Genomic DNA, 22795 nt, shown 5'->3' on the forward strand with positions numbered 1-22795 from the left:
TTACCTCGCTAGATAGATTATAACAAAAACCCATATTTTTTTAATAAAAATATGGGTTTTTTGCAATTTAATATTTATATTATTAAATCTCCTTATTATCAACAACTTCTTTTTTTACTTGCTTTTCTTGTAAATAGAATTTTAAAAAACCTATTGGAACAATTAAAATAACTAACAATATAACTAAAATAGGTTTTCAAATATCTGCCATTTTTGTTGTACTTAACATTAACATCATTGAACCTCCAAGTGTTAATAGACAAGTTAAATATGCAAAAGTAACAAATATTCAAAATAATCAATTTTTATAAATTTTCTTATAAGTAGGTTCTTTTAATCTTAAGTAAATTACATTAGTTGTCATTAATATTTTTAATGCACTTACTGCTAATGAAAAATACGCTAATAACTCAATAATTTGATTAAAAATTATATACAATATAGCACAGCCAATTAGAAGTAACATAGCCATATATGGTTGATTTGATCATTTAGAAGTTTTTAAAAAAGGTTTAGATAAATCTTTTTCTTCTGCCATCTTGTATATCAGTCTTGTTTGATATAACAAAAATGCATTAATTGAACCAATAAATAGTAAAATTGCTAAAACATTAAAAGTTATTTTTGATCAATAAGGTAATTTAGAAAAAGCCAATAATCCTTGATTACCATTTGCCATTTCATCACCTGATGACGCTAATGATAACAGAGCAATTCCATATATTAAATAAATTGTAATAACAATTATCACACCAGAAATGATTACTCTTGGTGTAGTTTTTTCTGCATTTTTAATTTCTCCTGCCACATAAGTTGGTACTTCTGTACCAGAATAGGAAAACATAGTCATTGTAATTGCTGGAATTAATAAGGAAGATGAAATATATGCTTGACCTAGACCTTGATTCATTTCCTTATTACTTAAAAGCCCATTAGTTGAACCATAAACTAGAGCTAATATCATTACAAATAATATAGGTAAAGCTTTAATTACTAAAAATATTATTTGACTTACTTGACTACTATTTTTTAAAAATATTTGAGTTCCCCCAATTAATAACAAAATTAAAATTGATATACTCTTTAATAAATAAATATTATCAGATTTTGCCATACTCATAATAATTGTAGATAAAGCTAAACAACTACTTGCTATTGCAGTTGCTGATACAAATAATGTTAAAACTCAACCAAATCAGAAACTCATAACTTTTCAGTTTGCTTTTCTTAATCAACTATAAGTAGTTCCATTTTCTTGAAAAGAAATTGCAGGTTCTACCATTAAAAATGTTTCAGGAAGAATTATTATTCCCCCAATAATTCAAGCTAATATCATAAGCAATGGATTATTACCAACCATCATAAAAACTTGATTGAAAGTAACAAGTAAGCTTGAACCAATTGTTGCTGTTAGTGTCAAAGCTAACACAGTTCAAAAACCCATTTTTCTATTTTTCATTTTTTATTCTCTCGCTTTCCTGTGAAAACTCTAAAGTTCTATTAATGTACTCTTCATTATAATCTGCAATTACATTTACATGTTCAGAACCTTCTGGTGTTCATAATATACTTCTTTTATTTTTTTCTAAAGAGATTTTTTTATTATACATATCTAAACTCATTTCATAAGGAATAAATGTATCGCCAATAGCATGTATAAAAAATATTGGTACTTCCTTATTAAATTTCATATTTTTAATTAAATTGTAACTACTTTGATTAGTCTTTGTAATTTTACTAAACTTCTTAGTATAATTTAAACCATTAAATCATCAGGCTTTTTTAAAAAAATTATTTTGAATATAATAACGATACTGATATTTAATTTTATTAAAACCACAGTCGGCAACTACTCAACTTATTTCATTTTTAAAAAGACCTTTTTGAGAATATAAAATAGAAGTTGAAGCGCCCATGCTATTACCGATTAAACCAATATTTTTAACATTATTGTTAATCTTCAAATCACTTATAATTTCATCTATCATTTCAATACTTGAATAGCCAATATCAGTATATTTGCCATAACTCTCTCCATGTGCAAATGCATCAAAAGACAAGATATTATATCCCTTTTTAAAATAGTGATAAACAAGTCTTAACGCTAAATATTTATCTTCAGTTCAACCATGTAAAGCAATTACTCAATTATCGCTTTTCTTGTTTATAACTTTAATACAACTTATATCTCCCTTTTTGGTTTCCAACTTATACTCTTTAATATCACTATTTTTAAATGATTCCTCTTTTAAACTCATTTTTTTTAAATCTCAATAGTGATAATCTAAACAATTTAATTTGCTTGTAATATTTGGATATTGACCAATATTTCTCTCTTTTTCAGATCTTGGATATGTATAACAAAAATCCCTATATATTTTAAAGTCTCTTTTTGATTTTATTAAAATTAAAGGAATTAAAATAGTTGTAAGTATAATTCTTGAAAAATTATACTTATATTTTTTTATATTTTTGGACATAAACTATTCCTCTCAAAAATTTCATTTTGATTCCTACAAAAAAATTTTAAAATATATACTGCATATATTTTCATTTTTATAAAAAATGAAAATTTTTTTTATATTAAAAAACCTAATCAGTATAATCTTCTCGATTTGAATTTCTATTGTAAAAAAATCTTTCCTTTACAGTTCAAAGTGACTCACATATTGAGGGAATGCAAATTATTAAAAGTATATAATCAAAAATTGTATTTATAGAATTATAAATAAATGAGTAACCGATATTATTTGCTCAATTAAATTCTTTATTGATTACTTCAATTTTATTTGGATTTAATCAGTATACAACACCTGAAGTAACTCTTGAGAAATATAAAAATATAATTGGTATAGAAATAAAAGCAAATCATACTCCAATCTTAGTAATCATTTTCTCCGTTTTTACATTTGGTGTGAAAAAACCAGCTGTAAAAATTAATAGAGTTGGCAATCAATAATCAAAGAAAAATTGTCAAAACTGTAAGTATGCTCCTGGTAAAAGTATTGACAAAGTTGCTGCTAAGAAGCATAAAGTAATTGAAGCAGATAATGATAAGATAAAAGCTCCAAAAAAAAGTGGTATATACTTAAATGTCAATGTAATATAAAAAGGCATTGGTGGTATTAATCCAGTTACAAAACCTATTGAAAAATATAAGGCTAATAATAGTGAAATTGAAGTCATATCAAATATTGTTCATCTTTTCATTTTTATTTTTTTAACTTTAAACTCTCATTTACTTAAATAATAAATTAAAGTCTCTAAATTAAAAGTTATAAAAGCTAAGGCTATTATATTTTTTTTATTAATTTTATCCTTATCGAGGATAATATTAAGAATTAGTGAAAAATTTATTAAAGTAAATAAAACAAAAAATAATGAAAAGCAAAAAGAGATGGTTATTATTTTTCCAAGTAAAAGACTACCATTTTGATCTCCTGCCTCGATAATTGTAATAATTGCTCAAATCACCAAGCCTAAACATATTAATATTCTTATTGTAGATAAAACTATTGATAATTTTATAATTTTTTTATTCATGAAGTTCCTCCATGAAAAAAGCAGAATTTTTATTCTAAAGGTCTTCCTACGCTAGTATTAACTAGATCAGGTTCTAAGAGTATTTCTCAAACTTATTTAAAAGTTACCTCTGCCTTTTTCATACTTATTTTATATTAAATAAAATAAAAACACATATTAAAATGTGTTTTTATCTATTAATTTTATTTCTCTAAATCTTTCTTAGATTTTGCAACTGTCTTTTTGGCAGTTGATTCTGCTTTGGCAACTGTTTTTTCAGCTGTTTTTTCAGCCTTTTCAACTGTTTTTTCAGCTGTTTTTTCTGCTTTTGCAACTGTCTTTTTGGCAGTTGATTGTGCTTTAGCAACTGTTTTTTCAGCTACTTTTTCAGCTTTTTCAATTGTTTTTTCAGTTTCTAATTCTACTTTTTCAATTGGTGCTTTCACATCTTTTTTAGAAATCTCTAAAGCTTCAGCTCTAATTTTAGCCACTTGTTCTTTAAAATAAGTAACCTCATCTCCCTTTTCTGGATTAACACCTGTTTTTGATGCATTCTCTAAAAAATAAATTCCTAAAGCTGTTTTTTTACTAAATTTTATTTTTTTAATTGTTCTTCTACCTTCTAAGTAGTTAACATAAACAGCACTTTTTTCATCATCTTCAATTATTTTTTGAATTTTTGATAATTTGATTGATTCTCCCAATGTAACAATTTTTTCATCATCAATATAAAATCATAGTTGATTTGAAAAAAATAAAACCATTGAAAACCAAATTGCCGATGTTACAAATGATATTACAATGCAAACAATAAACAATGACATAGTCAAACTTTTTAAATCTATAAAATAAAATACCAACGACATCACTGCTGCTACAATTGATACAATTTGTAAACCTATCATAATTCCAACTAATAATTTATTAGCAAACTTAACTTCAGATTTATTAGTTTTAAATAATCCTGTTAAATATCATGAATAGATTGATGATAATGGTGCTACAGTTAAAAGAACAATTGAAAGAATTAATAAATTACTTGCTTGTAAAGATAATAAATTATTAACCATATTAATTACCCGCCAACTGTGCTGCAACTTCAGCTGCAAAATCTGTTGTTACTTTTTCAATTCCTTCTCCAACTTCAAATCTAAACATTTGCTTTAAAGTTGCACCTTTTGATTTTACAAAGTTTCCTACTGTTTGCTTTTCATCCATTACAAATCCTTGATCCAATAAAGTTATTTCAGCAATTTTTTTATTTAGTTTTCCTTTTAAAATATTTTCAGCAACATTTTCAGGTTTACCAGTTAAATCAGTAGTTTCCTTAATAATGTGCATTTCTTGATCTTTAAACTCCTGAGGCACATCAATTTGTGATAAATATTTTGGAGACATAGCTGCAACATGCATACAAACATTATATGCATCATCACTTGAAATGTTTCCATCAAAATTTAGTAAGACAGATATTCTTTTATTTGCATGATTATATATCGCTAAATTTTTTCCTTCAACTGCAGCAATTCTTCTTAATTCAATTTTTTCACCAATTGTTGCTGTTGCTTCAACACAAGCTTCACTAATATTTTGTCCTGATGCCAATTTAACATTTAAAGCTTCTTGTAAATTTGTAGCTTTTGATTTTAATAAAGCATTACCAATATTTTCAATTAATGCCATAAACTTATCATTTTTAGAAACAAAATCAGTTTCTGAGTTTACTTCAAAAATAATTGCTCTTTTACCATCAGTTTTTGCAAATGAAACTCCTTCAGCTGCTACTCTATCAGCTTTTTTAGCTGCTTTTGCTAAACCATTTTCTCTTAATCAAACTACTGCTTCTTCAATGTTACCGTTTGTAGCTTCTAAAGCTTTTTTACAGTCCATCATTCCAGCAGAAGTCATTTCTCTTAATTCTTTAATTAATTGTGGTGTAACTGCCATTTTAATCTCTCCTATTTAGTTTCTTCTTTATTTACAGCGGGTTTTTTAGGTGCAGCTGATCTTTCACCCATTGAATCATTATTTCTTGGTGTATATGGTCTTTGACCTTCTCCATATTGTTTCTCTTCTTTTTTCTGAGCAACAATTTTTAAACTACTTGGTTGCATTTTAATACCTGCTGCGTCAGCATAAACATCAACTATAAAATTAGTAATAATATTTACTGATTCTTGAATATCGTCATTTGCAGGAATTACAAAGTCAACCATATCTGGATCAACATTTGTATCACAAATAGCAATAACTGGAATTCTTAATTTTCTTGCTTCTTTAACAGCAATTTCATCAGTTTTAGGATCAACTACAAACATCGCTGCAGGTAGTTTATGCATTTGTTTAATTCCACCTAAAGTCTTTTCTAATTTAGCTTTTTCTTTTCTAATTAAAATTTGTTCCTTTTTAGGTCTTAAGTTTATTTTTCCTGTTTTTTCTTCATTTTCAATGTCTCATAAAGTTTTAATTCTTAATGAGATTGTTTTCATGTTTGTTAATGTTCCACCCAATCATCTTGAGTTTACAAAGAAATTACCACTTCTTAACGCTGCTTCTTTTACTGCATTTTTGGCACTTCTTTTTGTACCAACAAAAATTATTTTCTCTTTTTTTTGTCCAATTAAAGTAACGTATCTTTTAACGTCTTCTAATCTTCAAATAGTTTGTTGTAAATCAATAATATGATTTTTATTTTTTGCTCCATAAATATATGGTTTCATTTTTGGATTTCAACGCTTAGTTTGGTGTCCAAATTGAGCTCCAGCATCTCATAACTGTTCTCTTGTTAAATCTTTTGCCATGTTTTAATTTCCTTTCAAATTTTTATTCGTTAATCTTCCATAATGGTTCTAAATAAATCCACTTGTTTAATTAAAAATAACAAGCACTAGGATGTAAAATTCCCATATGTGATTGCATACCCAAAATTAAATATACAATATTTATAGTATATCATTTTTTAATATTTGTTCTACAAAAAAATAATGCTTTAAAAGCATTATTTTAATTTTGTTAATTTAACTAAGGATTTTGCATAAATTTCCATCATTTTCTTTAAATCATCAATTTTTACATATTCATTATATGAATGCATAGTTGAATCATTCATATCAAATTCTGCTCCAAAAGCAATCATATTTGGCATTGATTTAGCAAATGTTCCCCCACCAATTGCTATTGGTTCAGCTTTTAAATCTCCAGTTACTTCTTTATAAACTTGCATAATGTTTTTTACAACTTCACTATCTTTTGGAAAATAAACTCTATCTTCAATTGAAGATAATTTTAACTCAATATTTTGATTTGAAACAAATTTTTCTAAAACTTCCACAACATCCTTTTTTGGATCTCTTGTACAAGGTATTCTAAAATTAATTGTAAATCTAAAGTCTTTTTTAGAAACTTCAACTATTCCATTACAAGCAGTTAAACTTCCAGTCTCATCTGTTAAGTCTCCAAATATGTCTTTCATATCAAAATTTAAGTGAGCATATTTTGAAACAAAGTCAGCTAAAGGATGTTTCAATCCAATTTCAGCAATCGCTTTTAATAATCAAGTTGATGCAGATATTCCTTTAAAAGGTAAACTTCCATGAGCTGATACTCCCTTTACAAATAAGTAGTTATCTTTTTCATAAGAATCAATTGAATTTTTCTTTAGTCAAGCTGCAATTTCGCTTTTTTTAGGTCCATCATATTTAACTAAATCATTTACCGCGTTATATACTTCTCCTCCACTTAGTTCAAATTCTGATTCAAATTTTCCCACTAAATCAACATCAGCAATTCATTTTTCTGCATAAACAACAGGGAAATGACCATCAGGAACATATCCTAAATCACACAATTGCTCATTTGCAACATATGCCTCCATACATTCTCAGTTTGTTTCTTCACTTGTCCCAAAAATAAATCTAACTTTATAATCTGGTTTAAAACCATTATCAATCAAATATTTAAAAGCAAAAATATTCATCATTGTAGGTCCTTTATCATCAAAAGTACCTCTACCTATTAATTTCCCATCTTTTATTATTGGTTCAAATGGATTAGTTTTTCACTCATCAATATTTCCTGCAGGAACAACATCTAAATGACAAATTATTCCAAATAATTTATCCCCAAATCCATAATCTGCATAGCCATATCTGTAATCTGGAGCTATAAAAGTTTCAAAACCAAAACCCTTTAGTAAATCTATACAATGATTTAAAACATTTTTTATTTCTTGATGTACAGGTGCTCCATATGTCAGATCTCTTCTATAAGATGGCATAGCCACTATTTTTTTTGTTTCTTCCAATGCTTGATCAAAATATTGACCTAATAGTATTTCTTTAACTACATTCATAAATAATCTCCTTAATTTTTATTTCTTTCTTTTACAACGATATCATAGGCATCATTTATTTGAGCCATTTTTTCTTTTGCATATTCATTATTATTTTTATCAGGATGATACATTTTAGCAAGTTTTAAATAAGCTTTTCTAATTTTATCATCTGAATCAGTTGGTAACACTTCCAATATTTTATATGCTTCTATTAATTTTAATTGCTTTTCATCAACTTCAAAATTTGTTTTACTTTTTTCTTTTGATTTAACTTGCAATTGAATTTCAATCATTTCAATAATTTTATTTAATTGTTTAGAAAATTCAAGAAACTGACTATCAATATATTCATTTAAATTTTCTGGTTTAATTGATTTAAAATTTTTATTTTCCTCTTTAAAAATGATAGCTGGTATAACTGCTAAAATAAATGTCTGCTTATACAAATTGAAAGTTTTTGTAAGAAATTCACTGTATATCAATAATAGAACTTTTGTTGAAAATACAATAAAATTTTTTTTAGATAGGTTCTCAAAAATTACGAAAAAATCAAATTCTTTAACTGCTCAATAGTCATAAAAACTTTTTTGAGTATTTTCAATAGTTAAAATTAATTTTTCATTTCTATATTTTTTCTTTATTTCTTTAAATTCAGACTTGAACGGAAATCTATTAAAATTTTCGACTAAATCAATTTCTTTTATTAAAACTACTTTATCCTTTTGACTTGCAAATGAGGATTTAAAACTTTTTAGTGCTTCATTAACTTGAATATTATCTTTACTATTTTTTTCACGTTTTCCTAATTTAATCTTATATAAAAAACTTAAAATACCAAATAAAAATAATAAAATAAAAACTAATACTCAAAATGACATTATTAAACTCCTCTTCTCATTAAAAAAACTCCTATTTAAAGGAGCCTTATTTATTATTATTTAGATTCTTGGGGAATAACAACAGCTCTAGTTCTGTTTTTACCAAATCTTTGATATTTTACTATTCCTGATACTAATGCAAATAATGTATCATCTCCACCACGTCCAACGTTTACACCTGGATGGATTTTTGTTCCTCTTTGTCTGAAAATTATAGAACCTGCATTAGCAAATTGTCCATCTGCTTTTTTAGCTCCTAAACGTTTTGATTCTGAGTCACGACCATTTCTAGTTGACCCTACTCCCTTTTTAGAAGCAAAATATTGTAATCCTAATAAGAAACGCATATTAAATCATCCTTTCTATTTTAAAATTCTTTGGATATTGTACCTCAATAGTTTCTAGTTGAATAATCATAAACTCTAATAGATGATTTAATAAATTATCCTCTATTATTACTTTTATTTCTATTCTATTTGCATCAACATTAATTTTTATATTTTTATTAAATTTAATATCTAATGCATTTAATGATCCTGAAACTATTCCTGTAATTGCAGCACATACAAGATCTTCTCCATGATCTTTTAAATTTGCATGTCCCCTTATTACAAATGAATTTATTTTATTTTCCTTTTTAAAAATTTTTGCTTTTACCATCAACTATTCCTCTGTTTTATTTGAAGTAGAAGTTTTTGGTGCAGCTGTTGTTTTTGGTGCAGTTGATTCTATTGTTGGTTTTGAACCACTTAATGAAATAGTATCAATTTTAACCTTAGTATAAGGTTGTCTGTGACCATATACTTTATTAACATTTTTCTTAGGATGATATCTAACAACTCTAAGTTTTTTTCCTTTACCTTGTTTAACAACAGTTCCTACAACTGCTGCTCCTTTTATTAAAGGTGATCCTACAGTTCCATCAATCATTAGAACTTCATTAAAAGTAACTTTTTTACCTTCTTCAACCTCTAATTTCTCAATATAGATTTCATCTCCTGATTGAACTTTAATTTGTTTTCCACCAGTTTTTATAATTGCGAACATCTTTATTCCTCCCAGTCTAGACTCGCCTTGTATGTGAGTTATTTTGCAAACTTCTTTATAACATACAAAAGTGCGGTTGAAACTAGCAACCTAAATAATTTTATACCAAATTAATAGATTTTTTTACTTTTTTTTACTTTTTTAAGCAAATATTAAAATAAATTTACCACATTTGGAACATTATTTTCAGCTTCAATTGCAGCTTTATTCGAAACTGAATTATCTGTCTTAAAAGTAGAATTTCCAATTTTAGCATCTAACTTATCAACTTTATTTAATGAAATTGCTGTAAAAACAGTAGTGGCAATTGTTCCTATTGAATTTGAGAAAAGTTCACCAATTGATTTTGTAATAGAACCAAAACCATTAAGTAAAGCTCCTAACATCCCTTTACCTCCAATAATTTCTCTTGATTTTTGTATAGATAATTTTTCCATATTTAGACCTCCTATATTAATATCGTCATAATATTTAAAAATTAATCTTTATAAAAATATTTTGTTAATTCATTTTTACTTACAGAGAATTTTTTTGAGATATTTTTTATTGCTTCCTTTTTACTAATATTTTCTGATATTAGTTTTTCAACCTCATATATAATTAATTCCATATCTACTTTTATTTCATTTTTTAAAGAATATTTAGAATCAATAATAATACAAAATTCTCCTTTTAAAACTAACTGATTATTATTAATATATTCACAGATCTCAACAATTGTTCCCCTTAGAAACTCCTCATTGAGTTTTGTTAATTCTCTTGCTAATACAATATTTGTATTTTCATTTAATTGTAGAGAGAGCTGATTTAATGTTGCTTGAATTCTATGAACAGATTCATAGAAAGATATAATAGTATCACTATTATTATTATTCTTAAAGATTTCTTGCATATCTTTTTCCATATTTTTTTTATCTAAAAAACCCAAAAATAAATTCCTTTTTGCAACAAAACCTGAAGCTGCTATTGCATGAATATATGCAGGACCACAGTTAATTGAAGTTATATTGACTTTTATATTATTTTCAATAATATTTTTAATAACAATGGCTCCTGGATCACTAATGCAAGGAACACCTGCATCACTAATTATTGCTATATTTTTACATTTATTAATATCATCTATTATTGTTGGCAAGATTGAATACTCATTAAATTTATGTAAAGCTTTTAATTTTTTTGATATCTTTAATTTTTCAAATAATTTAAAACTTACTCTAGTATCTTCACAATAAATAACATCAGAGATTTCAAAAGTTTCAATTACTCTTTTTGATATATCATTTAAATTACCAATTGGAGTTCCCACTAGATATATAGTTGTCAAATCATTTTTAAATGTGCTTTGAACTTTTAACATATGGCACTCTCCTTTTATACAAAAAAAACCTAATAAAATTATTAGGCTAATTATTTAATATCTTTAATTGTTATTTTATAAGGTTCTTTTAGTTCTCTTACTTCAACTGAGTCTCCAACAACTTTACCCATCATTGCTTTTGCCAATGGTGATTCATTTGAAATTTTATTTTCAAATGGATCTGCTTCAATAGCTCCTACAATTTTAACAGTCATTTCTTTTTTAGTTTTTTGACTTGTAAATGTAACTTGACTTCCAATTTTTACTTCCTTGTTTTTTGAATTAGAATCTTTAATAATCTTTGCTTTTGAAAGCATTGCTTCTACTTCTTTAATTCTTGCTTCTACTTCTGCTTGTCTATTTCTTGCTGCATCATAATCAGCATTTTCTGATAAATCTCCTTGTGCACGTGCTTCAACAAGTTCTTCAATAACTTGTGGACGGACATTATTGATTAAATGAGTTAACTCTTCTTTTAATTCTTTAAGACCCTCTGCTGTTAAAATAATATCTTTATCTATCATATGAATCCCCTTTTATTAACTAAAATATTATACATTTTTTTATTATAAAAATGACTATATTATTCTATTTTTTAATATCTAATTGTTTTTTTATTTCCTTAATATTTAAAACAATTTCATCCTTTTTAACAATACTCTTTATTTCTTCAAAACTGGCATTATAAAAGTCTATTCTAGAAGGAAATTGACTATTTATTTTTTGAATCATTTTCTCTCCAATGCCTTTTATTGTAGCTAATTCATCTCTTGTAAATGATTTATTATGTTTCTTCCTAAAACCAGCAATAGCATAATTATGCACTCTATTTTGAATTAATTCTAAGAATTTAAAAACCTCTTGAGATTTATCTAAATATACTTCTTGCATATCATAGTTCAAAATATATTCAGTCCTATGTTTATCATTTTTAACAAGTCCAATTATTGGAATATTTAAATCTAATAGTTCTAATTGCGACCTAGCAGCATTTACTTGAATTTTACCTCCATCCATTATTATTAAATCTGGTAAACCTTTTTCTTCACCGATTTCCCTTTGATATCTTCGATAAATCATATTTTGCATTCTTTGAAAGTCACCTTTTTCATCAATTATAATATTATACTTTCTAAAGTCATTAAAACTTGGTTGTGCTCCTTTAAAAACAACCATAGCACCAGTTACAAATTCATCTAAGATATTGGCTACATCAAACATTTCAATATGATATGGATAATTTGGAAGCTTTAGAGTTTTTTGTAAATTATCAAGTAATTCTTCATTACTCATTGATTTTTGATTTTTGTAGATTTCTTGTTGTCTAATATATTCCCTAGCATTATTTCTAGCTAGTTCCAATATTTTTAAACTAGTTTCATCATTTCCATAAGTTATTTTTTCTTGAAATAAAAATTTTAGGCTTGTATGTTCCAATATTTTAGGAAGAATAATATAATCAGGGAGCATATTTTTTAAGTATATTTGCATAATAAAATTTTCAAATAGAGATACTAAATCCTCTACACTATTTTTAATAATTAATTGGTCTTTTAAAATTAATTTTCCACTTCTATAAAATAAAACAACAAAACAGATGTACTCTTCTGATTCAAAATAATTAAAAACATCACGATTTAAATTATCATTAATATCAACAAATTGTTCTACAATTGAAAAATTTAAATGAGCTATAATATCTTTTATTCTTTGTGCTTCTTCAAATTGAAGATTATTTGAAGCAACAATCATTTTTTCTTCTAGCTTATTTTTGAAATCATTGTTTGTTCTATTAAAAAAATTTTTAACTTTTGTTATTTGCTCTTGATAATATTCTTTTTCAACATCCTTAAAGCAAGCACCAGAACATTGGTCAATATGAAAGTGAATACATGGTTTACCCAAATTTCCTTTACATCGTCTTAAGGGATAAATTCTTTCTAGTGTTTTTAAAATATTTCTAGCACTAGTTCCGTCTGGAAGTGGTCCAAAAGATATTTGATTTTTATTATCAAAATTTCTAGTATATACATAAATTGGATCATGTTCTTTTGTAATAGCAATATAAGGATATTTTTTATCATCATTTAAAACAATATTATATCTTGGACGATATTTTTTTATTAGGTTTTGCTCTAAAATTAAAGATTCCTTTTCATTATCAGTAACTATAGTTTCAATATCAAATATATCTCTAACAAGTTGTGTTGTTTTAAAATTATGAGCCTTATTAAAATAACTTGCAACTCTTTTTTTAAGATTTTTGGCTTTTCCAACATAGATTACTTGATCTTTTTTATTTTTATACAAATAACAACCAGATTTCTCTGGTAAATTTTTAACTATGTTTTCCATAAATCTCACCTCAAATATAATTATATATAGTTAAATAAATTAAAATCAGCAAAACTAATTTGCTGATTTTAATATACATCTTCATTTTGAATATAAACATCTCTTGGTTTTGAACCATTTTGAGGTCCAATGATACCGCTTTCTTCAAGTTCGTCAATAATTCTTGCAGCACGGTTATAACCAATATTAAATTTTCTTTGGATTAAGCTTGTAGAAGCTTTTTGTGTTCTAATTACATAATCTTTAATTTCATCAAACATTGAGTCCTGACCAGCTCCAAGATTAACTGTAAAACTTGGTTCCTCTGCCTCTGCCTTTAAAAATTCTGTGTCAAAAATCTGTTGTTGTTGACTTGAACAATGTTTTACCAATTTCTCAATTTCATCATCGCTAATGTAAGCTCCTTGAGCTCTTACAAGGGATGTACTTCCTGGAATTGTATAAAGTAAATCTCCTTTACCAATTAATTTTTCAGCTCCATTTGAGTCTAGTATTGTTCTTGAATCAATTGATGAAGCAACTGAAAAGGCTAATCTTACAGGTATATTTGATTTAATAACACCTGTAATAACATCAGTTGATGGTCTTTGAGTAGCTACAATTAAGTGAATTCCTGCAGCCCTTGACAATTGTGTAAGTCTCATAATTGAATCTTCTACATCTTTTTTATTTGATGTCATCATTAAATCAGCAAGTTCATCAATAATAATTACATAATAAGGTAACTTAGTTGAATCTGTTTTTTGTTTAGCATTAAATCCTGCTATATTCTTAACCCCATATGTTGTAAATAATGCATATCTTCTTTCCATTTCATTTATAACTTTTTTCAAAGCACTATTTGCAATATTCATATCACTAATAACTGGTGCAAGTAAATGTGGAATTGAAGAGTAAACTGAAAGTTCAACTTTTTTAGGGTCAATCATTAAGAACTTAACTTCATGCGGTTTTGCTCTCATTAAGATTGAAGAAATTATTCCATTTATCATAACTGATTTACCACTACCTGTAGAACCAGCAACAAGTAAATGAGGCATTTTATCTAATTCACCAAATAGTAAATCTCCAGTAACTGTTTTACCAATAGCAAATAATAACTTATTTCCCATTTTTACAATTGGTGTATTTTCAATAACACCTCTCATTGGAACTGCTTCTGGTTTATCATTTGGGATTTCAATACCCACGGCAGCTTTTCCTTGAATTGGAGCTTCAATTCTAACATTTTGACTTGCAAGTGCCAATTTTAAATCGTTTTCCAATGAAGTAATACTATTAACTTTTGTTCCTGGTTCAGGTTGTACTTCAAATTTAACTACACTAGGCCCAATGCTCATATTTTTTACACTTGCTTTTACACCGAACTGTTTAAATGTTTCATTAATGCTTTCCGCCTTTTGTTTGGCTGAATTAGTAATTTCTTCTTGGTCTTTTAAATTCACAACATGTACTTTTAAAATATCAATTGATGGCAATTGATATGAATGGTTTACAAATTGTTCCTTTTCAACTGCTTTATTTTTATTAACTTCCATAGTTTGGTTAACTTTATTTGCTGATTGATATGATGATGAAGAATGTAAAATATTTCTTGAAACGTTCTCTTGCATTGGTGAAGTATAGTCACCATAATCTTCAATCATTTTTTTCTCTTCTTCTTTTTCTTTTTTAGTTTCACTAATAAAATGATCTAGTGTAATTTGACCTGATTGAACTTCTTCAATTTTAGTTGAATTTTTTCTATTTCTTGATTGTACTAATTCAAGTGTCTTTCCATTTGCACCAAAAGGAGTTATATTTGTTTCTTTAGCTAATTCTTCTCTTGCTTTTTCAGTTGATACTTGACCATATTTTGTATCATATGGAAGAGAATCATAACTATAATCTTTTTCTCTTCTTGGAATATAATTATGTTCTTCTCTAACTAAATTTTCAGCTTGTCTTCTAGCTTCATTAATTTTTTGATCTAAATTATAATCAACTACCCTATTCTGATTTGGGTTTTGAGTTAAATTTTGATTTTGATTTGGATTAACATATTGCTCTTTATAATTTTGATTTGAATTATAACTTTCTAAATTTACATTAGAAAAATCATCATTGTAAAAATCAGTATTTACTTCTTCATAAATATTATTTTCATAGTTTCTATTAAAACTTGGAAGCTCAATTGTAATATCTGATTCTTTTGATGAAGACAAAATTATTCTTTCATCAAAAGTCTCGTCATTTTGAATATTCAAAATATTTAAAATCCCTCTTCCATTACTTTCTCTTTTAGGTTTTTCTGAAGCTGAATAATTTACACTTTGAGTATTTTTAAGGGAAAGAATTCTTAATCTTTTGCCTCTACGCTTATGCTTTGGTTTTAAGAAAAAGAAAGGATCTCCAGTAAAAATTCATATCATATCTAAAGCAAGAAATAAAATAGCAATAATTAAACCAACATATATTGATGTGTATGCAAATATTCCAGAAAGAAAAGTTCCTATTAATCCTCCACCAGATCAAGTTGTAAAGTATGTACTTGGGTCTGCTATTCAAATTGTTCCACTATTTTCACCTCAAATAGAGTTATTTTTTCAATTAGTTAAATAAGAATTCAATGAGTCTTTTAGTATTGTTCCTGACCATATATCTTTTACTATAAAATCTTGTGTTTTTACATGATAAGCAACAATAAATAAAATTGCACTAATAATTCAACATAAGCAAATCCAAGTTAAAAAAATCATAGCTATAAACCTCTTTTTAGGTTTAAATTTTATTCCAAAATAAATTGAAAAGTCTAGTAAGAAAAATAAAGAGTATAAAAAATATTTAAATCATCCAAATGGCAAATTAAAAATTACATCATCGAAGAATTGACCTACTATTGTAATTCTTCCCAGTGACATTAAATTTAAAAAAAATAATACTAAAGCTCCAACTATTCAAGAAATTGAGTCATTTTTTCTTTGTTTTTTTTGAATAGAAAAAGCCCTTGTACGATCATTATCGTTATGATTATTTAGCCCTTTGTTATTATTCATCATTTCACCTTATTTTTGCCCTTACCATATAATTTTAATATATTTTAACCTTTTTTTACATTCAATTAATAAAAACTCATAGAGACTATGAGTTTTTTGATTTAGTCATTTTTGGTTCAAAGAATGAACCATCTAATTCATTAATGATTACTAAAACAATTGGTTGCTTTCCAGTTTCTTGTTTCAAAGTACTTCTAATTCTTGAAACAATTTCCTTTTTAATTGCATTTAAATCAAAACTAGCAGGTTTTGTTTTTGCCTCATTTTTATATTTCTCTAAAATATCAATTATTTGCTTTTGCATTAATTTAAAAATAGGATTTTCATCAGTAATGTAAATAACACCTCTCATTTGAATATCTATTAATGATATCAATTCTTTTGTTTTACTATTTACATTTGCACCGATTATAACTGCACCATCAGTTGCAAGTTGTTTTCTTTCATTTAAAACAACTGCTCCAATATCACCAACACCAATTCCATCAACATTTACATCGGCTGTTTTTATTGAATCAGAACCAATAACTAATTTTCCACCATCACTAATTTTTAAAATTTGTCCATTATTAATTAGTTGTATATTTTTCTTTTCCACTCCAGCTTCGATTGCTGCTCTTTCAGCACTTAAAAAATCTTTATATAAACCTTTAATTGGAATAAAAGATTTTGGTTTCATTATTCTTGTCATCAATTTTATATCTTCATAACTTGCTCTCATAGATCAAATATTTTTATCACTTAATGATATTAATTTTGCATTTGTTCTTGATAATTCATCTAAAATTTCAGCATGTCTTTTTTCTACCCCAGCTGCTGGCGGAGTTGCTAGTATAATAGTATCATTTTCTGTAAATTCAACCTTATCATCATTTCCCGCAGCTATTTTTGCAAGTCTTGCATATAGAAGATCTCCTGCTCCAGTTAAAAGCAAAATACCATCTTGAGATTTCATAAAGTCTTCAATAGATATAATATCTTTTTCAGTAATTTGTAAACTCTCTTGGATTACTTTTGATTCAACAACCTTAGTAATTGTTTTTCCATAAATTGCTATTTTTCTATCATTTGCCTTTGCTTGTTTTATTATTTCAAATAATTTAAAAACATCTTCTTCAAACATTCCTAAAATTAAACGTCTTTTTTTATCTTTCATTGGCGCTGCAATGAATTTTTCAATTCTATGATTTGGAACTGTATATCCAATCCTTGATGCATATTCTGCGTCACTTATTAATGCCAAAACACCCTTTTGAGCAATTTGGTTTAAGTGATTCATATCTGTTGAGAAATATGATTGTTCATTTCCATCAATAATATAATCACCTGCATATACAATTACACCATCTTGTGTATGAATTGCAAAACCATATGATTCTGGAAATGCAGCTGTTGTTCTAAAAGCTTCTATTTTTACATCACCAAAATTAATGATATCTTTATCATTAATAATTTTAAAATTATTTTCTCTATTTTTAATTCTGTATTTTAAATTTCTATATTTTAAAATTGTTGTTGTAAGTTCATTGCAATAAACTGGTACGTCTATTTCTCTTAAAATGTAACTAATTGCTCCTGAATTATTTGAGCTTGGATTTGAAAGAAAAATTCCTTTAATTTTTTTTGAATTTGCTTTTAAAAAGTCAAAATTGGGAATTATTACATCAATTCCTAATACACTTCTTTCTGGAAACTTAATTCCTGCATCAAAAATATATAAACTATCGTTAACACTAATAACAAAAATATTTTTTCCTCTTTCGTCTTGACCACCAAGAGCCATAAATTTAATATCTGCCATATTTTTTCTCCTTATTTTTTTAATTTCTTCTTATTATTTTGTTTAATTTTTTTAATAAACGTTAACCAGAATTGAATTCTATTTAATTATAATTTATTTATAGTTAAAGTAAAGTTTTTTTAAATAAAAGAATAAAATCTTAATGAGAGAGGAAGAAATTTATATGTATATTTCAGTAGAAGATTATTCATTAAATTACGATAAATATTTCACTTTAGATGTTAGAACAGAAATGGAATTTAAGACTTTACCTCATTTTGATTGAGCAATAAACGTGCATATTGAGGAATTTATAAAAAAATTTGAAACCATTTTAAAAGAAAAAAATCCTGAGAATAAGCCAATTGTGACTGTGTGTAATGCAGGAAATAGAAGTGGTGAAGTTGCTAGATTTTTATCAGAAAATGGCTATAATGCAAAAACACTTGATGGTGGAATTTATAAGTATAAAAGAAAAATAAGATAATTAGTCTATCTTATTTTTTAATTCCTCTTCTAATTTTTTTAAAAATAACTTAATCGAAAATTCTTTTGAAGTTAAACTTAATGTTTTTCCTTCAAGTTCTGCCTTAATTTTTAGTTTTTTTAGATTATTTGTATTTACTAAGTGCTTTGATAAAATTAAAATCTTGTCATTATTAATACTATCAATATTTTGAATAGTACCTATTTCATTTAAAATTTTTTCATAAATAGTTCAGCCTTTTTCAATTGAGTTTATTCCAAACTTTTCTTTTCTTTTTCTTAACATACTTAATGTTGAAAAGTAAAGAAATAAAGAAATGAAACAAATAATAAATAAAATGGCAATAACAATATATAGAATATTATTCATTATTCAATTATCTCCTTATCTTTAATAAAAATATCTCTCAAAATTTGAATTTTACTTGTATTTTTAGAATTACTAATATCAGTTACTACTTTTATATTTATTTTTGAAGGTCTTATTTCAATTTCTAAATCATTAACTGGATATTCAACAGTATCAATTATCATTATCTCATTTGATTTATCTTCAAATTTTAATTTTAAAATATATTGATCATTTAAAATTAAAGGTGCATTCAATGTTCTAAATTTATTAGTACTTACAGGAACTAATTCTTGCAATTGATACATTTGACTATTTCTTGATAAAATCACTGCTCCACCAGCTGATTTCATATAACCACTACTTCCATTAGAAGTAGAAACAACAAGTCCAGTTCCATGAAATTTTTCTAGAAATTCATTATTTATATAAATTTCAACATACAATGGTGTTTTTTCATTAAGAATTTTAACCTCATTTGCAGCAATTAAATTTTGAGATTTTGTTTTAATTTCTAATAATTCAAAATTACTTAAACTAAAATTATTTTTCTCAATTGAATCTATTGTAGCGTCTAAGTTTTCAACTCTATTTTTATTAGTGTAGAAACCAATTCCCCCTGACTTAAAGGGCACAAATTTAACATCTTTTATTTGCTCTTTATATTTAGAAACAGCCTTTAGAAAAGTTCCATCTCCTCCAAATATAAAGATATAATTAGGTAACTTTTCATTATAAATTCATCCTCTTGACTCTAACTTTTCTTTTAAATGAAAAACAACTTCTTCTGTTGATTTATAATCATTTTTTATAATACTAAATGAAAGCATTATTTCACCTCTAAACTATTATTAATTTTACTTATTTTTGGAAGAAAAATATATAAAGATTGTATAATATTAAATGTAAATCAAGGAGCAAAGAATCATGACTAAAAAGAGAATGTTGTCTGGTATAACCACTACAGGAAAAATGACATTAGGAAACTATATTGGAGCTATGAAAAATTTTGTAGCATTACAAGATGAATTTGAAATGTATGTATTTGTAGCTAATCTGCATGGAATAACTACCCCAATTGATAAAGAAACCTTAAGAAAAAATATAAAAGAAATGGTCACTTTATATTTTGCTTGTGGAATGGATCCTAAAAAATCAACAATTTTCTTACAAAGTGATGTTTTAGAGCACACTCAACTAGGTTGAATTCTTACATGTAATACAACAATTGGTGAATTACAAAGAATGACTCAATTTAAAGATAAATCAACTAAAGTAAAATCTGAAAATGGAACTGAATTTATCCCTACTGGTTTACTAACATATCCAGCACTAATGGCAGCAGATATTCTACTTTATGATGCTGAATTTGTACCAGTTGGAAAAGATCAAAAGCAACATATTGAATTAACAAGAAATATTGCAGAAAGAATGAATAATAAATTTGGAGAAATGTTTACAATTCCGGGAGATTACACTCCAAAAGTTGGGTCAAAAATAATGGATCTACAAGATCCTACAAAAAAAATGTCAAAATCTGCTGCTAATCCAAAAAGTTTTATTGCTCTATTAGATGATATTAATGAAGTTAAAAAGAAAATAAAGTCTGCTGTAACTGATTCAGAAAATATTATTAAATATGATATTGAAAAAAAACCAGGTGTAAGTAACTTATTAACAATTTACTCAGCTTTGAAAAATATTTCAATTGAAGAGGCAGAAAAGTTTTTTCATAATAAGGACTATGGAGTATTAAAAGAAGAAGTTTCAAATGTAGTTGTTGATTTATTAGAAAAAATCCAACTAAAATTTAAGGAATTATTTAACTCTGATTTAGTAGATTCTTGATTAGAACAAGGCGCAGAAAAAGCAAGAAAATTAGCAAGTAAAAAATTAACAAAAGTAAAAAATTTAACTGGTTTAAATTATAAAAGAAAATAAAAAGAAACTCTTAAGTAGAGTTTCTAACTAATCAGCGGCACTTCATTGTGTTGCTTTTATTTTTTTAACAATTTTTGTGCAATCATCCTTATGTCTAAATTCTCTACATTGTGGATGAATTGCAATTATATTATCTGATGTTAATTTTAAATCTTTAAGATCAATAAATTCACACACTCATGAGAAATCTCCCTTTTCAAATTTTGATTTATCCATAAAAAATTTACATATAAAACACAATCTAAATTTATCTTCATCTCTATTAATTAATTTGGGTGAATTATTTCAAGCACTAATTATATCCTCTTTTGAAAATTCAATTTTATTATTATCTAATATTTTTGCCATAAGTTACCTCTTTTAATCTTTATAATTTTAACACAATTAAAAAAATGAGCTAAATTTGCTCATTTATATTATTTTTTAGCTTCTAAAGCTTTTTTAGATGATGTTACGATTGATTCAAATTGTTTTGGTTCATGAATTGCTAATTCAGATAACATTTTTCTGTTAATATCAATTCCTGCTATTTTTAAACCATTCATAAATTTTGAATAACTTAATCCTAATGGTCTAACTGCTGCATTTATACGAATAATTCATAATTTTCTAAAATCACGTTTTTTAAGTTTACGTCCAACAAAAGCATAAGCCATAGAACGTACAACTTGTTCATGAGCCTTTTTATAGTTTGCTTTTTTTGTTCCATAGTAACCTTTTGCTCTTTTAATTCAACGTTTTCTTCTTGCTCTAGTTACTTTACCAAATTTTACTCTTGCCATATTGTTTTACCTCCTAATTTTGTAATAATCCTTTTAGACGTTTCATATCTCCAGCTGAGACGAAAGTTGCTTTTTTCAAATGTCTTTTTCTTTTTGTTGATTTATTTTGTGCTAAATGAGATCTATAAGCTTTACCTCTTTTTAATTTACCTGCACCAGTTTTTTTAACTCTTTTTGCTAAAGAGCTTTTTGTCTTCATTTTTGGCATAAATTCTCTCCTCCTATAATTAACCTTTTTTTGGCACTACATACATATCTAAGAATCTTGTATTTAGTTTAGCTTCTTTTTCAACTTTTGCAATATCTTCAATTTTAGTAAAGAATTTATCTAATGTTTCTTTACCAAATTCTTGAAAAGTTATCTCTCTACCCTTAAATTTTAATGATACTTTAACTCTATCGCCTTGTAATAAGAATTCTCTTGCTTTTCTAGCTTTAGTATCTAGATCATGCTCTCCAATTCCTACAGTTAAACGAATTTCCTTATTTTCAACTTTAACTTGATTTTTCTTATTTTCTTTTTGTTTACGTTTTTGTTCATATTTGAACTTACCATAATCAAGTATTTTAGCAATAGCTGTATTACTATCTTGCATACCAACTTGAAGTAGGTCTAAACCTGCTTCTTCTGCTAATTTTAAAGCTTCAAATTTGTTTAATGGACCATTTTTAGTCCCATCATCATTAATAATTAAAATTTGTTTTGCTCTAATTTCTCTATTTACAAAATCTGTTATTATTTTTTTATTGTCTGCCATTTGTCCTCCGAAATAAAAAGTGTGCCGTTAAAAGATTAGGAGCACACTTAAAATTTATTTATTTTATATATAGATAATAAATAAGTTTTATACCGTTTCTTTACAAATTACGGTGAGCTGTGCGCTTCTTTCTTTAAACCTTAATTATTATAATATAGTTTTTTGAAAT

24 protein-coding genes, 1 pseudogene, 1 riboswitch and 1 other annotated feature are annotated in these 22795 nt (G+C 26.0%); of the genes and pseudogenes, 2 read left to right on the forward strand and 23 right to left on the reverse strand.

The window, feature by feature from the left end; genetic code table 4:
• Positions 1-82 precede the first annotated feature (82 nt).
• The 17 genes and pseudogenes from AAHM84_RS03325 to AAHM84_RS03405 form a co-directional block, all read right to left on the reverse strand.
• Entirely contained in the window at positions 83-1459 is a 1377-nt protein-coding gene (locus tag AAHM84_RS03325; RefSeq protein ID WP_342258522.1) for an amino acid permease, read from the reverse strand.
• Positions 1449-2480 (reverse strand): alpha/beta hydrolase, encoded by a 1032-nt coding sequence (locus AAHM84_RS03330; protein ID WP_342258523.1) that lies wholly within the window; start codon positions 2478-2480, stop codon positions 1449-1451. The genes AAHM84_RS03325 and AAHM84_RS03330 overlap by 11 nt, the downstream gene beginning before the upstream one ends.
• A gap of 112 nt (positions 2481-2592) precedes the next feature.
• The gene (locus AAHM84_RS03335) at positions 2593-3543 is read right to left on the reverse strand and encodes an energy-coupled thiamine transporter ThiT (RefSeq protein WP_342258524.1); all 951 of its coding nucleotides are present in this window, start codon (positions 3541-3543) and stop codon (positions 2593-2595) included.
• Between the two features lie 25 nt (positions 3544-3568).
• A riboswitch (TPP riboswitch) is annotated at positions 3569-3664 on the reverse strand.
• A gap of 61 nt (positions 3665-3725) precedes the next feature.
• On the reverse strand, positions 3726-4592 hold the full coding sequence (locus tag AAHM84_RS03340) for a hypothetical protein (RefSeq protein ID WP_342258525.1): 867 nt from the start codon (positions 4590-4592) through the stop codon (positions 3726-3728).
• Position 4593: 1 nt separating this feature from the next.
• A complete protein-coding gene (gene tsf / locus AAHM84_RS03345; RefSeq protein ID WP_342258526.1) occupies positions 4594-5469 on the reverse strand; it encodes a translation elongation factor Ts in 876 nt (291 codons plus the stop codon).
• Between the two features lie 11 nt (positions 5470-5480).
• Entirely contained in the window at positions 5481-6323 is an 843-nt protein-coding gene (rpsB, locus tag AAHM84_RS03350) for a 30S ribosomal protein S2 (RefSeq protein ID WP_342258527.1), read from the reverse strand.
• 197 nt (positions 6324-6520) lie between these two features.
• The gene (locus AAHM84_RS03355) at positions 6521-7873 is read right to left on the reverse strand and encodes a Sapep family Mn(2+)-dependent dipeptidase (protein WP_342258528.1); all 1353 of its coding nucleotides are present in this window, start codon (positions 7871-7873) and stop codon (positions 6521-6523) included.
• 11 nt (positions 7874-7884) lie between these two features.
• Positions 7885-8733 (reverse strand): J domain-containing protein, encoded by an 849-nt coding sequence (locus AAHM84_RS03360; RefSeq protein WP_342258529.1) that lies wholly within the window; start codon positions 8731-8733, stop codon positions 7885-7887.
• Between the two features lie 56 nt (positions 8734-8789).
• Positions 8790-9080 carry a 50S ribosomal protein L27 gene (gene rpmA / locus AAHM84_RS03365; protein WP_053945913.1) on the reverse strand — a complete coding sequence of 97 codons (291 nt, stop codon included), beginning with the start codon at positions 9078-9080 and terminating at the stop codon, positions 8790-8792.
• 1 nt (position 9081) lies between these two features.
• Positions 9082-9393 (reverse strand): ribosomal-processing cysteine protease Prp, encoded by a 312-nt coding sequence (locus AAHM84_RS03370; protein ID WP_342258530.1) that lies wholly within the window; start codon positions 9391-9393, stop codon positions 9082-9084.
• 90 nt (positions 9394-9483) lie between these two features.
• Positions 9484-9780, reverse strand: a pseudogene (rplU, locus tag AAHM84_RS03375) (50S ribosomal protein L21); the annotation flags it as partial.
• A gap of 8 nt (positions 9781-9788) precedes the next feature.
• Positions 9789-9868 (reverse strand) — a sequence feature (ribosomal protein L21 leader region).
• A 64-nt stretch (positions 9869-9932) separates the two neighbouring features.
• Positions 9933-10217: a hypothetical protein gene (locus AAHM84_RS03380; protein WP_342258531.1), complete on the reverse strand. Its 285-nt coding sequence runs from the start codon at positions 10215-10217 to the stop codon at positions 9933-9935.
• 41 nt (positions 10218-10258) lie between these two features.
• Entirely contained in the window at positions 10259-11140 is an 882-nt protein-coding gene (rsmI, locus tag AAHM84_RS03385) for a 16S rRNA (cytidine(1402)-2'-O)-methyltransferase (RefSeq protein ID WP_342258532.1), read from the reverse strand.
• A 50-nt stretch (positions 11141-11190) separates the two neighbouring features.
• On the reverse strand, positions 11191-11661 hold the full coding sequence (gene greA, locus AAHM84_RS03390; RefSeq protein ID WP_422398405.1) for a transcription elongation factor GreA: 471 nt from the start codon (positions 11659-11661) through the stop codon (positions 11191-11193).
• Positions 11662-11728: 67 nt separating this feature from the next.
• Positions 11729-13495 (reverse strand): excinuclease ABC subunit UvrC, encoded by a 1767-nt coding sequence (uvrC, locus tag AAHM84_RS03395; RefSeq protein ID WP_342258533.1) that lies wholly within the window; start codon positions 13493-13495, stop codon positions 11729-11731.
• A gap of 68 nt (positions 13496-13563) precedes the next feature.
• Positions 13564-16530 (reverse strand): DNA translocase FtsK, encoded by a 2967-nt coding sequence (locus AAHM84_RS03400; protein WP_342258534.1) that lies wholly within the window; start codon positions 16528-16530, stop codon positions 13564-13566.
• Between the two features lie 85 nt (positions 16531-16615).
• Complete coding sequence (locus AAHM84_RS03405; protein ID WP_342258535.1) at positions 16616-18331, reverse strand: ribonuclease J; 1716 nt, start codon at positions 18329-18331, stop codon at positions 16616-16618.
• A gap of 163 nt (positions 18332-18494) precedes the next feature.
• On the opposite strand from AAHM84_RS03405, the gene AAHM84_RS03410 reads away from it, so the two are divergent.
• Positions 18495-18797, forward strand: coding sequence for a rhodanese-like domain-containing protein (locus AAHM84_RS03410; RefSeq protein ID WP_342258536.1), 303 nt, complete (start codon positions 18495-18497; stop codon positions 18795-18797).
• Here AAHM84_RS03410 and AAHM84_RS03415 read toward each other — a convergent pair whose 3' ends face one another.
• Positions 18798-19166, reverse strand: coding sequence for a hypothetical protein (locus tag AAHM84_RS03415; RefSeq protein WP_342258537.1), 369 nt, complete (start codon positions 19164-19166; stop codon positions 18798-18800).
• Complete coding sequence (locus AAHM84_RS03420) at positions 19166-19975, reverse strand: hypothetical protein (RefSeq protein WP_342258538.1); 810 nt, start codon at positions 19973-19975, stop codon at positions 19166-19168. The genes AAHM84_RS03415 and AAHM84_RS03420 overlap by 1 nt, the downstream gene beginning before the upstream one ends.
• Positions 19976-20072: 97 nt before the next feature.
• On the opposite strand from AAHM84_RS03420, the gene trpS reads away from it, so the two are divergent.
• Complete coding sequence (gene trpS / locus AAHM84_RS03425) at positions 20073-21086, forward strand: tryptophan--tRNA ligase (RefSeq protein ID WP_339029593.1); 1014 nt, start codon at positions 20073-20075, stop codon at positions 21084-21086.
• 27 nt (positions 21087-21113) lie between these two features.
• On the opposite strand, the gene AAHM84_RS03430 is transcribed toward trpS, so the two are convergent.
• From AAHM84_RS03430 to infC, 4 genes are all read right to left on the reverse strand, one after another.
• On the reverse strand, positions 21114-21434 hold the full coding sequence (locus AAHM84_RS03430; protein ID WP_342258539.1) for a hypothetical protein: 321 nt from the start codon (positions 21432-21434) through the stop codon (positions 21114-21116).
• Between the two features lie 68 nt (positions 21435-21502).
• A complete protein-coding gene (rplT, locus tag AAHM84_RS03435; protein WP_342258540.1) occupies positions 21503-21868 on the reverse strand; it encodes a 50S ribosomal protein L20 in 366 nt (121 codons plus the stop codon).
• Positions 21869-21881: 13 nt separating this feature from the next.
• Positions 21882-22076, reverse strand: a complete 195-nt coding sequence (gene rpmI, locus AAHM84_RS03440) for a 50S ribosomal protein L35 (RefSeq protein WP_339029598.1) — start codon at positions 22074-22076, stop codon at positions 21882-21884.
• 19 nt (positions 22077-22095) lie between these two features.
• Positions 22096-22626 (reverse strand): translation initiation factor IF-3, encoded by a 531-nt coding sequence (infC, locus tag AAHM84_RS03445; protein ID WP_053945899.1) that lies wholly within the window; start codon positions 22624-22626, stop codon positions 22096-22098.
• Between the last annotated feature and the right edge of the window lie 169 nt (positions 22627-22795).

It is taken from the genome of Spiroplasma endosymbiont of Dioctria linearis, from assembly GCF_964030865.1.
Lineage (GTDB): Bacteria > Bacillota_I > Bacilli_A > Mycoplasmatales > Mycoplasmataceae > Spiroplasma_A.